Source organism: Fibrisoma montanum, from assembly GCF_003583365.1.
Lineage (GTDB): Bacteria > Bacteroidota > Bacteroidia > Cytophagales > Spirosomataceae > Fibrisoma > Fibrisoma montanum.
Window position 1 is genome coordinate 13369 of the sequence record NZ_QXED01000015.1, and the last position, 14565, is coordinate 27933.

General features: G+C 56.5%; 20 protein-coding genes. 13 read left to right on the forward strand and 7 right to left on the reverse strand.

Translation table 11 applies throughout. The annotated features are described in order from the left end of the window. Window positions 1-223: 223 nt before the first annotated feature. Together DYU11_RS33890 and DYU11_RS30420 are read left to right on the forward strand one after the other, a co-directional pair. Window positions 224-349 (forward strand): hypothetical protein, encoded by a 126-nt coding sequence (locus DYU11_RS33890; protein WP_262697204.1) that lies wholly within the window; start codon window positions 224-226, stop codon window positions 347-349. Window positions 350-425: 76 nt separating this feature from the next. Next, window positions 426-1379: a Na/Pi cotransporter family protein gene (locus DYU11_RS30420; protein ID WP_119671524.1), complete on the forward strand. Its 954-nt coding sequence runs from the start codon at window positions 426-428 to the stop codon at window positions 1377-1379. A 1-nt stretch (window position 1380) separates the two neighbouring features. Here DYU11_RS30420 and DYU11_RS30425 read toward each other — a convergent pair whose 3' ends face one another. Genes DYU11_RS30425 through DYU11_RS30435 form a run of 3 tightly spaced genes read right to left on the reverse strand, consistent with a single transcriptional unit; the run spans window position 1381 to window position 2997 of the window. Further along, the gene (locus tag DYU11_RS30425) at window positions 1381-2025 is read right to left on the reverse strand and encodes an alpha/beta hydrolase (RefSeq protein WP_119671525.1); all 645 of its coding nucleotides are present in this window, start codon (window positions 2023-2025) and stop codon (window positions 1381-1383) included. A gap of 3 nt (window positions 2026-2028) precedes the next feature. Next, on the reverse strand, window positions 2029-2559 hold the full coding sequence (locus DYU11_RS30430; protein ID WP_119671526.1) for a DUF4442 domain-containing protein: 531 nt from the start codon (window positions 2557-2559) through the stop codon (window positions 2029-2031). Between the two features lie 27 nt (window positions 2560-2586). After that, complete coding sequence (locus tag DYU11_RS30435; protein WP_119671527.1) at window positions 2587-2997, reverse strand: MarR family winged helix-turn-helix transcriptional regulator; 411 nt, start codon at window positions 2995-2997, stop codon at window positions 2587-2589. Window positions 2998-3081: 84 nt separating this feature from the next. Between DYU11_RS30435 and DYU11_RS30440 the strand changes: the two genes are divergently transcribed. From DYU11_RS30440 to DYU11_RS30475, 8 genes are all read left to right on the forward strand, one after another. Beyond that, a complete protein-coding gene (locus DYU11_RS30440) occupies window positions 3082-3618 on the forward strand; it encodes a DinB family protein (protein ID WP_119671528.1) in 537 nt (178 codons plus the stop codon). 128 nt (window positions 3619-3746) lie between these two features. Continuing rightward, window positions 3747-4346 (forward strand): RNA polymerase sigma factor, encoded by a 600-nt coding sequence (locus tag DYU11_RS30445; RefSeq protein ID WP_119671529.1) that lies wholly within the window; start codon window positions 3747-3749, stop codon window positions 4344-4346. Between the two features lie 18 nt (window positions 4347-4364). Further along, window positions 4365-4679, forward strand: a complete 315-nt coding sequence (locus DYU11_RS30450) for a hypothetical protein (protein WP_119671530.1) — start codon at window positions 4365-4367, stop codon at window positions 4677-4679. A gap of 5 nt (window positions 4680-4684) precedes the next feature. Then, window positions 4685-5176 carry a Spy/CpxP family protein refolding chaperone gene (locus DYU11_RS30455; protein WP_119671531.1) on the forward strand — a complete coding sequence of 164 codons (492 nt, stop codon included), beginning with the start codon at window positions 4685-4687 and terminating at the stop codon, window positions 5174-5176. 120 nt (window positions 5177-5296) lie between these two features. After that, window positions 5297-5713 (forward strand): DUF4890 domain-containing protein, encoded by a 417-nt coding sequence (locus DYU11_RS30460; RefSeq protein WP_119671532.1) that lies wholly within the window; start codon window positions 5297-5299, stop codon window positions 5711-5713. 84 nt (window positions 5714-5797) lie between these two features. Continuing rightward, complete coding sequence (locus tag DYU11_RS30465) at window positions 5798-6061, forward strand: hypothetical protein (RefSeq protein ID WP_119671533.1); 264 nt, start codon at window positions 5798-5800, stop codon at window positions 6059-6061. Window positions 6062-6086: 25 nt separating this feature from the next. Then, entirely contained in the window at window positions 6087-7532 is a 1446-nt protein-coding gene (locus DYU11_RS30470) for a DUF1800 domain-containing protein (RefSeq protein WP_119671534.1), read from the forward strand. 27 nt (window positions 7533-7559) lie between these two features. Continuing rightward, window positions 7560-8771 (forward strand): DUF1501 domain-containing protein, encoded by a 1212-nt coding sequence (locus tag DYU11_RS30475; RefSeq protein ID WP_119671535.1) that lies wholly within the window; start codon window positions 7560-7562, stop codon window positions 8769-8771. 95 nt (window positions 8772-8866) lie between these two features. Here DYU11_RS30475 and DYU11_RS30480 read toward each other — a convergent pair whose 3' ends face one another. Continuing rightward, a complete protein-coding gene (locus DYU11_RS30480) occupies window positions 8867-9859 on the reverse strand; it encodes a bile acid:sodium symporter family protein (protein WP_119671536.1) in 993 nt (330 codons plus the stop codon). Between the two features lie 257 nt (window positions 9860-10116). Then, a complete protein-coding gene (locus tag DYU11_RS30485) occupies window positions 10117-11058 on the reverse strand; it encodes a Ppx/GppA phosphatase family protein (RefSeq protein WP_119671537.1) in 942 nt (313 codons plus the stop codon). A 55-nt stretch (window positions 11059-11113) separates the two neighbouring features. Between DYU11_RS30485 and rpsU the strand changes: the two genes are divergently transcribed. The 3 genes from rpsU to DYU11_RS30500 all read left to right on the forward strand — a co-directional run bounded on the left by rpsU (window position 11114) and on the right by DYU11_RS30500 (window position 13118). Further along, a complete protein-coding gene (rpsU, locus tag DYU11_RS30490; protein ID WP_040005296.1) occupies window positions 11114-11311 on the forward strand; it encodes a 30S ribosomal protein S21 in 198 nt (65 codons plus the stop codon). A 194-nt stretch (window positions 11312-11505) separates the two neighbouring features. Further along, window positions 11506-12417 carry a tyrosine-type recombinase/integrase gene (locus DYU11_RS30495; RefSeq protein WP_119671538.1) on the forward strand — a complete coding sequence of 304 codons (912 nt, stop codon included), beginning with the start codon at window positions 11506-11508 and terminating at the stop codon, window positions 12415-12417. 23 nt (window positions 12418-12440) lie between these two features. Next, on the forward strand, window positions 12441-13118 hold the full coding sequence (locus DYU11_RS30500) for an EboA domain-containing protein (RefSeq protein ID WP_119671539.1): 678 nt from the start codon (window positions 12441-12443) through the stop codon (window positions 13116-13118). Between the two features lie 65 nt (window positions 13119-13183). On the opposite strand, the gene DYU11_RS30505 is transcribed toward DYU11_RS30500, so the two are convergent. Further along, on the reverse strand, window positions 13184-13849 hold the full coding sequence (locus DYU11_RS30505) for an OmpW family outer membrane protein (protein ID WP_119671608.1): 666 nt from the start codon (window positions 13847-13849) through the stop codon (window positions 13184-13186). A gap of 5 nt (window positions 13850-13854) precedes the next feature. Next, entirely contained in the window at window positions 13855-14553 is a 699-nt protein-coding gene (locus DYU11_RS30510) for a DUF4136 domain-containing protein (protein ID WP_119671609.1), read from the reverse strand. Window positions 14554-14565 lie beyond the last annotated feature (12 nt).

Consider the following 14565-nt stretch of genomic DNA (forward strand, 5'->3'; position numbering starts at 1 on the left):
GTTTTCTTGCTGCGCTAGTAAAATCACCGGTTTCAATCTACCCGGTAAATTCTGTACGTGTCTGCTACCACGCCATTGCGGAAGTCTGCGAATAGTCTCCGGCCGAACGCGACAGCCCGCTGATCTCGCTGGTGGACGTAGCAGATCTGACGATTATTGGGACCGGGATCGATCCGTTACAAACGGAAGGCAAGCCGCTGCCGACAAACTTCAGTCGCAGGGTGTGCCGGTCACGTATCAGCTTTATCCGGGGGTTACGCACGAATTTTTTGGTATGTACGCGGTCGTGCCCGAAACAGCTCAGGCTCAGGAACTAGCTGCCACCCGGCTGCGGGCTGCGTTCCAGTAAGCGTAAAGTAACCTTAATATTCCCGTAACAGGGGTCTTCAATCCCTTTTGCACCTTTATCCTGAAATCAGACGGTCATGGGTGAAGAAGCGAAAGGGATTGATTTTTTGAGCCTTGGGCTGCAGGTGGCCGCCGGCCTGGCGCTGTTTCTGTATGCGGTGACGCTGATGGGCGATACGCTGAAAGAACTTGCCGGCGACAAAATGCGGGGGTTCCTGGCCCGGTTTACCAGCAATCCGTTCAGTGGGATCGTTACCGGCACCGTGGCCACTACGCTCCTGGATTCTTCGTCGGTTGTGATCATTATGGTACTGACGATGGTCAACGCCAGCCTGATCAGCAGCATCGAATCCTTCGGGGTCATCATGGGGGCCAACATCGGTACAACCATCTCCAGCCAGATCATTGCTTTCAACATCGCCGAGTATTCGCCGATTCTACTGGTCGCGGGGCTGATACTGAGTGTTATCGGCGAAAACGAAACCCGGCACAAACTAGGCAAAGTTCTTTTTGGAGCCGGGCTCATTTTCTTCGGGCTCTGGACGATGGACAAGGCCGTGGAGCCGCTGCGCGATTACCCGCCGTTTTTCGAATGGATGAAAAAACTCGATACGCCCGTCGAGGGAGCGCTGATCGGTGGTTTATTGACCCTGATTATTCAATCATCGTCGGCCACGGTCGGCATTGCCATCGTGCTGGCTTCTCAGCAGTTGATCTCCCTGCAGGCTGGGATAGCGATCATGCTCGGGGCCGAGATCGGTACGTGTTCAGATACGCTGCTGGCCGTTATCGGTCGCTCCAAAGAAGCGATTCGGGCCGGACTGTTCCACCTCTTGTTCAACATTGCATCGGTCGTTATCGGCCTGCTGCTGATTCAGCAACTGATCGCGACTGTTGAATGGCTCAGTGGCGATGCACCCCTGGGACGTAAAATCGCCAACGCCCACGTCCTGTTCAACGTGCTGGGGGTGGTGCTGTTTGCCTGGTTCATTCCGTACTTCCACCGGTCGCTCACCTCACTGGTGCGCTGAGTTACAAGCTCTGTAATACGTCCGGCTCCACGCGGTGGCCGCCTTCGTAGGCCGTCAGCTTCAGGCCCGGTACATCGGTCTGGATTCGGCGGAGGTACCCTTCAATATCGTCCAGCTCAGCGATGTACTCGTCCTGCCGCCCGTACACGTAGTGCGTTTCGATCGTAGCCAGTCGGGCCGGATCAAGCAGCTCCCGGACGCCATTCGGAAAAAAGCCCGCCCACAGAATCAGCCGGTGGGCCTGAACAGACCCGGCGTTCAGCCAGCGACAGGCGGTGGCGGCTCCCTGCGAAAAACCCAGCAGAGTAATGTGCAGGTCGGCCAGGGCTGCGTCGGCCAGCAAGTGGTCGTAGAGGGTATTCAGGTAGCTGATGTAGTCGTCAATCTCGTGTTGCCGGTCCTCGCGGGTCATCCACGACGCCCCAACGCGCTCGTAGCCGCCGTTCAAATACAACCGCGACAAGCCCTCCGGCGCCACAACCAGCGTCTGGCCGTCATCCAGACCCGTAAACTTCCGGCTGAAAAAGCTGGCTAGCTGCCCGAAACCATGCAGGCAGAACCAGACGCGTTTTGTGTCGGCATTCAATTGGCCAAGCGTGTAGTAGCGGGCCGTCCGCTGAACGGTGAGGTGATGTTCGGTAGCCATGCGTTAGCGTTGAAAACGGGAGTGTTGCCGGTCGTTTTTCCGGTGTTCGTAATAGGCTTTATCGGCGATGTAGCACAGCCGCTCGATCTCGGCATGAACGACCTCGTTGGCATCCACCCATTGCAGGCGAAACGTCCGTTCGGTCTGGCCGCTGGCCGCTACGTCCTGCCGGATGCTGTCGAGCTCGTCGTCGGTCAGCAGGTAGCGCGTGTAGAGGGTTTGCCGGGCCGGTTTGCGGAACCGGATGCTGCCCGCTTTGTCCCACACGACGTACGCATTGCCCAGAATCCGGAGCAGCATCAGCATATAGAACGGATCGGAAGCCGAAAACATACTGCCGCCGAAGATGGTGCCGACGTAGTTGTAGGTCCAGATGTTCCGGCGCAGGCGCAGATGAACCTCCTGCGAGTCGCCGGACCAGAACAGAATTTTGCCGCCCGTTCCGAAATACATGGGGTACCAGTTCATCAGCGTCCGGAACCGCCAGGATTTGACCGACTCTTTGCGGGTCGTTTGCAGAAAAGAAGGTGTCATGAGTGAGTTGTTGGTTGAGTGCAGCCGCTAGTCTTTGGGCAGCTTCGTTAACAGTTTGCTGGAGAGCAGACTCAGGCCGTCGACGGCATCCGTTCCCAGTTCCTCGCGGACGCGCTGGTTGAGGCTCTTCCAGAGTTTGTGGCAGCGCTTGGCCAGGGCCGCCCCTTCGTCGGTCAGGTACAACCCCTTGCGGACGTTGTCGGTAATCCAGCCGTTGCGCTGCATCAATTGGATATCCCGGCTGACGGCCGACTTCTCAATCTGCAACTGCTTCGACAACGTGGCCTGCCGCACACCGGGCTGCGGGAAAATGTACATCAGCAAACTGGCCTGGGCGAACGTAACGCCCTCGGCTGCAAACGTGTCGTTGTACAACCCCGTAACCACCCGGGCCAGCATCCGTAACCGACCGGCTATGCAGTAGTTCTGGCTTTCCATGGCTCAAAAATAAACAAAGAAGTTGTATATGCAACTTTTATTCCTCACTTTAGCCGCAACATTCACCTTCTGAGGAAAAACCGTATGAACCTTACCGAACCGACAACCGCGCTGACTGATGCGTTGCAGGCCATCACCGCCCTGCTGGACACCTTATCGACCGACGACCTCCACCGCTCCCAGGGAACCAGGTGGACCATTGCCCAGGAGATGGAACACCTGCGAAAATCAACCCAGGGAACGGCTTTCCTGCTGAGTCCGGCCAGCCGCCCGAAATGGTACCCTTACACCGGCGAGTCGCGGACGTACGAGACCGTTGTTGCGCAGTACCAGTCGGCGCTGGCGGCCAGTGCACCGGTCAACAATGCCGCTACCCGCCCCACCGACGAAATCGCCAGCCTGACGGCCGACCAGCAGAAGGACGCCTGGAACACGGTTGTTCAGCAATTACTGGCCAGCGTTGGCCAACTGACGGAAGCGGATCTGGATACGTTTACGGTCTGGAAACACCCGCTGCTGGGACCGCTGACGGTACGGGAAATGATTTACTTTACTACGCATCATACCGAACATCACCACGCCAGTCTGGTCCGGAAACACAGCACGACCGCTACGGTGTAGCCTTTCTGGCACCCCTCATACCCGCTTTTTCTGGGACAGCCATACCGGTTGTCCTATTTTTTTAAACGTACCCGCAAGTTTTTTGTCCAACCGGCATTTATCTGATTAGCGACTCAATCTTTCGCCGTTTGGACGTACCGCAACTCATCAGGGAGCTACAGCAGGGGAATCAGGCCGCCTTTCGGACGCTGGTCGAGACTTACCAGAGCCGCGTTTATAACACGGTCCTGGCCATTGTGCAGCATCCCGACGACGCCGAGGACGTAGCGCAGGAGGTGTTTGTACAGGTTTTCGAATCCATCGGTCGGTTTGGGGGCGACCAGAAACTGACTGCCTGGATTTACCGCATCGCCACCACCAAGGCGCTGGAAGCGTACCGAAAGCGGCACGCCCGCAAACGGTTGGGTGCTACGCCGTTTTCCTTTCTTGCCAGGCTGTTCGGTACCGACGAGGCTGATGGTCCCGACGACCGGCTGCACCCTGCCGACTTTGAACACCCGGGCGTAAAACTGGAGCAGCAGGAGCGGGCCAGAATCCTGTTCGGGGCCATCAGCCGACTACCCGAGCAGCAGAAGGTGGCCTTCACGCTTCACCATGTCGAAGGATTGAGCTACCAGGAAATTACGGAGGTGATGCAGACCTCGCTGTCGTCGGTGGAGTCTCTGCTGCACCGGGCGAAACAAAACCTCCGGAAACGACTGGCGTGGTATTACAAAGACGAGCAATGAACCTAAACGAATACGCTGATGGAATCCAATGAACGTATCAACAGCGAGATAGATAAAACACTACGCTCGCTCGACGGCCTGGAGCGGGCCAGCCCCCGGCCGTTTTTCCACACACGGGTGCAGGCACGTCTGGAAGGGCGTCGGTCAGCCACGGCGGCTAAAAACTGGACATTCCGTCCGGCCTGGGTAGTCGCTTCACTGGGGCTGGTATTTGCGCTGAACGTGTCGGCCGTGCTGATGTACCAGCATCAGGCGTCGACCTATGAGCAGCAGCAGACAACTGAAACCGTGGCCGATGAATGGGGCATTGATCCCCTGAGTTTAGACTGGTAATCAACATGACTGATAAGCGAAAATTTTACTGGCTTTGGGCGGCAATCGGCCTGCTGTTGCTGCTGAACCTCGGTACGATTGGGTGGATACTGACCCGCGGCCGACCGGTCCGTGCCATTCGTCAGAATACGGAACTGGTGATGATCCGCCGGCTGGGCCTGACGCCCGACCAGCGCCGGCAATACCAACAGGCGCGTCGGCAGTTCAGGGCGACGGTTCAGCCGCACGAAGACAGCCTGCGGACGATGCGGAGAGAACTGCTTGGCCTGCTCGACCAACCCAACGTATCCGACGAAGCCATCGACCAACTGGTCAGTCGCATGGAGCGCCAGAATGGGCAGATTACCCGGCTGCGGTTCCGGCACTGGCGGCAGATCCGGGCGCTGTGTACGCCCGACCAGCAGGAGCGGTTCGACCGGCTGATCGGGCGTCTGACGCAGGCCTTGACTCGCCCGCGCCCCGGCAACCAACCCGACCGGCTGCGAAGTCCCTTTTAAAAAAGAAGCCAGCCACCGCAAGTTTTCAGACGCAACTGCATTCTTAGTCTTGTGGACCCGCAACGGGTACCGCAAACGCTTTTCCAACTACATACATAACTAAACAAACCAGTCAATTCCATGAAACGCAATCTGTTTTTAGCCCTTTTCGTAGCCACGTTCACGTTCGTTCAGGCCTGCGCCCAGACAACACCGTCGGATGAACCCACCATGGCCCGCCGGGAACAACGGGCCGCTATGACCCCCGAGCAGCGGGCCGACCGCCAGACCAAACAAATGGCCAAGCGATTCGCCCTGTCGTCGGACCAGCAAACGGCCGTGGCGGAGATCAATCTGAAGTATGCCAAACAAATGCAGACGCTGGCTGATGGCGAACGGAGCCGCGAAAAAATGAAGCAGGCCCGCGACCTGATGGCCAGCAAAGACGAAGAACTCAAGAAGGTATTCAGCGCCGATCAGTACAAGCAGTACGTAGAGCTGAGGGACACGCAGCGCGACCGCATGAAACAGAACCGCGGCCGACGGGCGAATTCCTGACGACGGTGTGACCTTGTGTTCAGTACCGGCCACGGCCGGCTCGTCCATAGCCGTGGCCGACTTAATTACTCAACCGAAAGAGCCATGAAACCCATACGATTAATTCTTGCCTGTGCGTTAGGTGTTTGTCTGCTGGCTGGTTACGACGCTGACGCGCAAACCGTTATCCTACGTCGCCGGCCAATCTATCGACCGCCCGTCGTAGTGGTGCCGCCCCGGCCGCGGGTCGTGGTTGTCCAGCCTGCGCCGGTCGTGGTGGTGCCGCGCCCGCGTCGGGTGTACGTAGCGCCCCCGCCACCCGTAATTGTCCGTCGCCCGTATCGCCCGTATGGCCGGGCGATGTGGTAAGTATCCCATCGAAAACGAACCGACTATGAACACTACCTCCAGGCAGCAGCAGGTCCAGCACGTATACTGGCGGGCCGGGTTTGGCGCAACACCCGAAGTGATCCGGCGCGAAAGTCGGAAGCCCATTCGCAACGTGGTTCGGGACCTGCTCCGGGCGAGCGATACGTTTGAGCCACTCACCGTCACCGAAGAGGGGCCGCTCGTAACCCGGCAGGCCCTGCGGGGTATGTTCCGCGACGGGATGCTGGACCGGGACAAGCTAAAGCAGCAGCTTAAGGAAAATAACGAGCGCATCCGCGACCTGAACGTACTGTGGCTCGAACGTATGGCCTCCGGCGAAGGGGCGGTGCGGGAGAAACTGGCGTTTTTCTGGCATGGCCACTTTGCGTGTCGGGTGCGGAATCCGGTAACGGTTCAGGCCTACGTGAATACGTTGCGGCAACACGCGCTCGGTAAATTCAGTGATCTGCTCATGGCGGTATCCAAAGAACCGGCGATGCTTCAGTTTCTGAACAACCAGCAGAACCGCAAAAACGCGCCGAACGAGAACTTCGCCCGGGAAGTGATGGAACTGTTCACGCTTGGCCGCGGCCACTACACCGAGCACGATATCAAAGAAGCCGCCCGGGCTTTTACGGGATGGGGTTTTAACCTGCAGGGCAGTTTTGTGTTCCGGCCCAATCAACATGACGATGGCCCCAAAACCATTTTCGGGCAGACGGGCACCTTCGCGGGTGAGGACGTGATCCGATTGCTGCTGGAACGGAAGGAAACAGCGCAGTTCGTTACGGGGAAGCTGTACCGATTCCTGGTGGACGAACAGCCGGAAGCCGACCCCTCAGCCGCGCAGCGTATCAACGCCCTGGCCGACCGGTTCTACCGTAGCGGCTACGATATCGCCGATCTGGTCCAGACCATCCTGACCGCCGACTGGTTCTACCAGCCCAGGTACGTCGGCAACCGGATCAAATCGCCGGTGGAGCTGATTGCCGGAATGCAGCATTCACTGGGTGTACAACTGGTGCAGAAACAGCCGCTGGTGTACTTTCAGCGGGTGCTGGGGCAGGTGCTGCTGTATCCGCCGAACGTAGCGGGCTGGACCGGCGGCCGGAGCTGGATCGATAGTTCGAGCCTGCTGTTCCGGATGAAGCTGCCCGACATTCTGCTGGGGGCCGATCAGGTCGCGATTCGTCCCAAGGAAGACGGCGACGTAAATACCGAAGTGCTCGACCGGCGCTTCCGGAAACTTCAGAACGCTACGGTCGACTGGGCTTCATTCGAAAAGGCATTTGAGCGGATTCCCGACAACAAACTGCCCGACGAACTGGCGGCTTATCTGCTTCAGCAGCCCCTGCAGGCCGCGCAACGTGCTATTGTGCTGAACCAATTGAAACCCGGGTCCACACGGAGCGAGCAAATCCAGCGCCTGACCACCCGGCTAATGGCGTTACCGGAATACCAACTGTGTTAAACGAACCGGCCCGAGCCACCAAAAACCATGAATCGGAGAGATTTTATCAAGCAATCGGCCCTGACTACGGCGGGTACCATGCTCATTCCGCATTTCCTGAAGGCGTATGAGCTGGATCGGCTGGGCGCGGCCTCTGCAACCGGTAAAACACTGGTGATTGTGCAGCTTTCCGGCGGCAACGACGGGTTGAACACCGTGGTCCCGTTTCGGAACGATATATACTACCGCGAACGGCCCACGCTGGCCATCGCGAAAGAAAAAATCCTGTCGCTCAACGACGAGATTGGCTTCCATCCATCCCTCGAACCGCTCAAGGCGCTCTACGACGATGGACTGGTAACAATCGTCAACAACGTCGGCTACCCAAACCCCGACCGATCCCATTTTCGGTCGATGGATATCTGGCAAACGGCCAGTAGCGCCAGCGATTACCTGTCGACGGGCTGGATCGGCCGGTTTCTCGATGCCAACTGCGACGGTCCCGGCTGCCTGCCGTACCGGGCCATTGAGGTAGACGATACACTGAGCCTGGCCCTGAAAGGAAAGCAGGTAAACGGGCTGGCTATGCTAGACCCGCAGAAGCTGTACAACCAGACGCGCAGCGGGATGGTGGGGCAACTGGCCAGAACGCAGCACGAGGATCATGACCACGACAACGTCAGCTATCTGTACAAAACGCTGGCCGAAACCGTGTCGTCGTCGGCCTATGTATACGATAAGGCCAACGTTCACCGGACAAAAGGCACTTATCCGGCCAGCGAACTGGGCAACCGCCTGAAAACCGTATCGGAACTGATTCAGTCGGGGGTGAATACCAGCGTGTACTACATCTCGATTTCCGGCTTTGATACGCACGTGGGGCAACTGGGTCAGCAGGAGCGCTTACTGCGGCAATACGCCGAAGCGGTCCGCGCGTTCATGAGCGATATGAAAGCTACGAACCGCCAGAACGACGTCCTGCTGATGACCTTCTCGGAGTTTGGTCGGCGGGTGAAACAGAACGCCAGCAACGGCACCGACCACGGCACGGCCAATAACGTGTTTCTGATCGGTGGTCCGCAGCGTATTCCATCGGGGCGGGTGTTCAACGAAGCGCCTGACCTGACCGATCTGGACGAGGGCGATCTGAAATACACCGTCGATTTCCGGAGCATTTACGCTACGCTGCTGCGCAACTGGCTGAACACCGACGATAAAGCTATTCTCGGGCAGTCGTTCAAGCCATTGGAACTGGTGTAGTTTTGGTTGCCAAAAACCACTGTTACGTATCACCCCAAACCCCTGAAGCGGTCGGCCGTTGCCGGGGTTTGGGGTAAAAGCCGTTAGAAGACCGGTTAAGCCGCCGTTTGCGGGGTCGACGTAGTCTCAACGGCTACTTCTCTCGGCGGTCGCTGGCTCCAGTACGTCGCCAGCAGCGAACCCGTTGTGTTCATGATCGGACCGAACAGGGCAGGAGCCAGGCCCACCGTAGCGACCTTACCGAGCTGTACGGCAATCCCCGACGCCAGGCCGCCATTTTGCAGACCAACCTCGATAGCAACGGTCCGGCAGCTTTGTTCGTCCATGCGGAAGAGCCGGGCGCTCCAGTAGCCCAGAAAGAAGCCCGTCAGGTTATGGATCAGCACGCAGAGGGCCAGGGTCCAGCCGACGGTCAGCAGGCTGTCGCGGCCGGCCGCCGTGATGATGGCCACGATCAGGACGATACCAGCCATCGACACCAGCGGCATAACGCGGTTGATAAATACGGCCGACTTGTGGAAAATTCGGTTTAGAATCAGCCCGACCACCACCGGCAGGATCACGATCTGCATGATCTCCAGCATCATTTTCCAGAAGGAAATTTCAATGAACTGACCAGCCAGCAGCTTCATCAAAGCCGGCATCACAAACGGGGCCAGCAGGGTTGAGATCGTCGTGACGGTAATGGAAAGCGGTACGTTGGCTTTCGCGATGAAACACATGACGTTCGACGCCAGGCCGCTGGGTGAACAGCCGATCAGCACAACCCCTGCCGCAATTTCAGGTGGGAAATCAAACGACGTAGCCAGGGTGTAGCCCAGCAGCGGCATAATAATGAAGTGACACGTAACGCCCACGAAAACCGCCCGCGGCTGCTTGATAACTCCCTCAAAATCTTTGATGGCCATCGTCGTGCCCATACCAAGCATGATAATTTGCAGCAGGGGTACGATTAATCGCTTCAACTGAAAATCGCCGACTTGGGTAAACAGGCCCGGAAAGGTTAGCGCGGTGACCACGGCAGCAATGATCAGCGCCGTGTAGATCAGGTTGCGGTATGAGGATTTGGCGTTCGTTTCAGCTTTCATGAGGGTTTCGGTTTTGAGGAAAAGTGAAGCCCGACCAAAATTTACCTAAATCCGAGAGAAGAAAAGCTCTCCCCGGTATAGCAGAGAGAGCTTTGTTGAACGAGTGTGCACAGAAGGTAACCGATAGACAACCACTGCCCCGGAAAGCCGAACAGCAAAGCAGGGGTTTTCCGGGCAGTAACAGGCTTTATTCGAGTAAGCAGGATCAATCTCATCTTCGACCGTTTATGGCAGGCTTCCTGACTGGTAAATACGTATCAGGTCAGCGTGCTCAGGACCCCTTCCTTCAGCGAATACGTTGAGGTGCGGATGTGGTCGATCCGGTATGTTTTCAAGACGTAATCAATCAGGCAAACGGCCACGACAATCATATCGACCCGGAGTTCGATCATGCCCGGCAAGGCCATCCGTTCGTCGTGGCTGCGGGTAAGGAGGAGTTCGTAGGAGCGATAAAACTCCGCCACCGGCAGTTCGAACGCCGTTTGCGAGGGGTCGGGCAAGTGGCCCTGTTCGTGCATACACCACATATCGACCAACGTATCAAACGAGCCCGACGACCCAACCAGGACGGTGGGCTGGTACTGATGAACCGCATTGGCCAGCGGCAGCAGTTGTTCCTGAAAGAAACTGGTCAGCCGCTGTACCTGGGCGGGCGGAATTGGGTCGGAATGATCGGGCGCACCCGGCATGAAACGTTCGAGGAGTCGTTGGCCGCCAATCTCAAAACTCTGTTTCCAGAACACCCGGTGCTGATTTCCCAGAATGAACTCAACGCTTCCCCCGCCAATGTCCATGATCAGAGCCGTATGGTTGTCGAGCGAACCAGCCGCCCGAACGCCTTTATAAATGTATTCCGCTTCCTGATCGCCGGAGATGACCTGAATCCGGATGCCCGTTTCGTCCTGAATCCGTTCGATGAACTCAGTCTGGTTGCGGGCCACCCGAATGGCGCTCGTACCGATAGCAACAACCTGCCCGGGCGCGACACCCTGCTGGTCCAGTATGTCCCGGAACTCGCGTAGTACGGTTAAGGCCCGTTCAATGCCCGCTTCCGTAAGTAGCCCCTGATTGATACCGGCTTTGCCAATTTTAGCCGGGCGGCTTTCCCGCACGAGTGTCTGATAGAAACCATCCGTCTGGCGATCAACGATGAGTAGGTGAAATGTATTGGTTCCTAAGTCAATAATGGCTTGCTTCATGTCCGCAAATCTACTATCTTTGCCGTCCGCTAATAGCAAAAATCAATATCCGGATATGCTTATCATAAACGTTAAAGACAACGAATCCATTGACAAGGCGCTGAAACGCTTCAAGAAGAAATTCGAGAAGACGGGCGTGTTGCGGGAGTTGCGGTCGCGGACGGCTTTTGAAAAACCGTCGGTAAAGCGTCGCACCCAGGTTATCAAGGCTGCCTACAAAGAGAAAATGTACGGCAACCACACCGAGCAATAAGTCGGTGACGCACGAAGCGTTAGTGCCCGGCCATTGATGTGCGCAGTCAATCCGGCGTAACTAACCACAGAAACATGGAAGCAGCAGGCAGTGATGTCCGCTGCTTTTTTGTTGCCCTGAACCGGGGTTGATGTGGTTTAACGAATTGTCCTGATTAGATTTGGTAAGGAATTAACGTCAGTCACCGACATCTCATGAATCCGGCCGGACCAACCATTGCTTCAGATTTCCTTCAGCATATCCGCTACGAAAAGCGACTGAGCCACCACACTCTGACGGCCTACGCCAACGATCTGGAGCAGTTCAGCGTATTTCTGGCTGCGGAGTGTAATCTCGAACAACCCGAAAAAGCCGACTTCCGGCACATCCGGTCGTGGGTGGTCAGTCTGGTCGAAAACGGTCTGGACAAAACTTCAGTCAACCGAAAAATAGCGACCCTGCGCAGTTTTTACGGATTTCTGCTGCGCCGGAAGCTGATCACCGTCGACCCGATGGTGAAAATTCAGGCCCTGAAAACGAGTAAGAAGCTGCCGGTTTACGTAGAGGAAAAACCAATGGAGACGCTGCTCGACGACGTAGATTTTCCGGATACCTTTGAAGGGATTCGCGACAAACTGGTCCTCGAGCTGCTGTATAGCACGGGTATCCGCCTGAGCGAACTCACCGGCCTGAAAACTGCGGATGTCAACCTGTACGAAAAAACCATTACGGTACTTGGTAAACGAAACAAACACCGGATTGTACCCCTGACGCAGCCACTGTTTGAACTGGTGCAGCAATACACCCAGCTAAAGCAGGAAGCATTTAGCGGACAGGCCGACGGAGTTTATCTGATCGTGAGTGATAAAGGTATTCAGGCGTATCCGGTGCTGATTCAGCGCATCGTAAAGCGCCATCTGAACGTAGTGACCACGCTCGAAAAGAAGAGTCCGCACGTACTGCGCCATACGTTTGCCACGCATCTGCTGAACCGGGGGGCTGACCTGAACGCGATCAAGGACTTACTGGGTCATACCAGCCTGGCCGCGACGCAGGTATATACGCACACCAGCCTTGAGCAGTTAAAGAAAACCTACGACCAGGCGCATCCAAAGGCGAAGAAGTAACCCGACCGTGCTACATTTGCCTCATGAATATCCTGTCCATGAGCCAGACGCTGTTCTACATCCTGGAGCAGCAACCCGATGCCGAGAAGGGAAACATCTACCTCCGCCAGCAGGCCGACTTATTCCAGCAACATCCGCAGCCGGCTACGTTCTACCGGGTGTTTGTGTCCATTCCCCGCTTTACGGGCAAGCAGGTACTTGACGTATCGCCTGATATGGCGTTCGCGCTGGAACGCATCCGCCCGAATTTTACCGTCAACGGCTGGACCCGTGACCGGCTGGCGCGGGTCTGGTGGCTGTTGCAATTGCCCGCCGACGATGAGGCCGCGTACGTCAAAATCATCACCGAGCTGTTTAAAACGGCTGAGTTGAACGAACTCGTGGCCTTATATTCAGCCCTGCCCCTATTGGCATACCCGGAAGCCTGGCGGTTTCAGGCCACGGAGGGCATTCGCAACAACATTGCCGATGTTCAATCGGCGATCATGCTCCACAATCCGTATCCAATGGATTATTTTGACGAGGCCGCGTGGAACCAGCTTATTCTCAAAGCATTTTTCACGGATAAAGACGTTACGCAGATTGTTGGGCTGCACGAACGCAAAAACGCCCGACTGGCGCAAACGCTCGCGGATTATGCCGCCGAACGCCGGGCCGCCGGGCGTAGTCTGCCTGCGAATATCGACTTGCTGATGAATTAGTTTGTTGTTCGTTGTTTGTAGTTTGTAAGTTCATTCAACTACAAACAACAAACCACAAACTGAATTTAATACCACCGGTACGTAATACCCGCCGAGATCAGCAGCGAGGGGCTGCTGTTGGGTAGCTCAGCATAGTTGAAAAACACGTGCTGGTACTGGGCCTGAACCTCAGCACCAAGCCCCTGCTCACGCCGGCCGTAGAACTTTAACCCAATAGCCGGTGCAACCGCGCCTTTGAACCGGGAAGACTGATCGGACAGTACGCCGAAGAAGTTTGTATAATCGACAAAGGCCCCACCGCCGGCGAGTTGTACGTAAGGACGCACAGCCGCTGCGTTATCGGAAAAGTAGTACGAAGCCGTCACCAACGCCGGAATGGTGGTCAGCGTGCGGGTTTGCACCGCCGAAAGGGTTTCACCGCTCGGGAACTGATACGTACCCCGTGGCAGCCGGTTCTGGTTGTACTGGTAGCCCGTTTTCAAACCCAGCGAAAAGCGCTGCGGAAAAAGCCACTCGCCCTGCAACACGAAATTGGTCGGCGAAATCTTGTCAATGTACGTTTGCTGACCACCCAGCGGAGCTGCAACCGCGTAGTGCGCTGAAACGCTGAACGTTACGTATTCCTGATACGGCGACGGAAAGGCCGTGTATTCGTCATTGGACTGGTTTTGTGCCCATGCGCCCGTTGCCAGCACTGACAACAGAGCCACAATTGATCCTATACGGTTCATAATCATCAAGGAGCTGCCTGTAAGTAAGGTGATTGTTCAAAAATGGCATTGACGGCCCGGTCAACAGACTCTTCACTGAAGATGCCATTGCCGCGGATGTCGGCCTGATAAATAACCCGCAGCTGGTTCTGGTCAGAACCAGTGTTGCCGCCATTGGCCGGCCGGTTTCTGAGGTCGACAACCTGCACCTGCCAGTACTGTTCGCTGACCTGGTAGAACTGATAGTAGTTCGGATAGTACGGGTAAAAGCCACCAAAGCCAGGACCCAGACCACCGTAAAAACCGGCACCATACCAGTAATCAAGGTAATAGGGCGAATACGGAACGGATGTTACGCCCGTATACCGGTTATTGACCCGGATGGCCGCCACACCCATGTCGGCAGTCTGCCCCTGTGCTACCCGCTGAAACCCCCGGCTGGTTAAAGCAGCCGCAAGCTGGTTGATAAACCGGGCTTCAACTGTGCTGAGGGAGCCCCGATACGTATTGTTTGATTCAACCAGTACAGAATCCGGCAGGCTAAACGTACGGTACTGACCAAAATTGACATTCCGGTCGTAGTTGGTGATGAACACCTGGCTATCGTCGGTACTTAGATCGTCGATTGCATTATCGCGGCAGGCCGTCAGCCCACCCCCGATGGTTAACAACAGAGCCATCCAGATGCCCCATTGTGTTTGTTTGATCGTTTTACTTGTTTTCATCTGCAACATCAA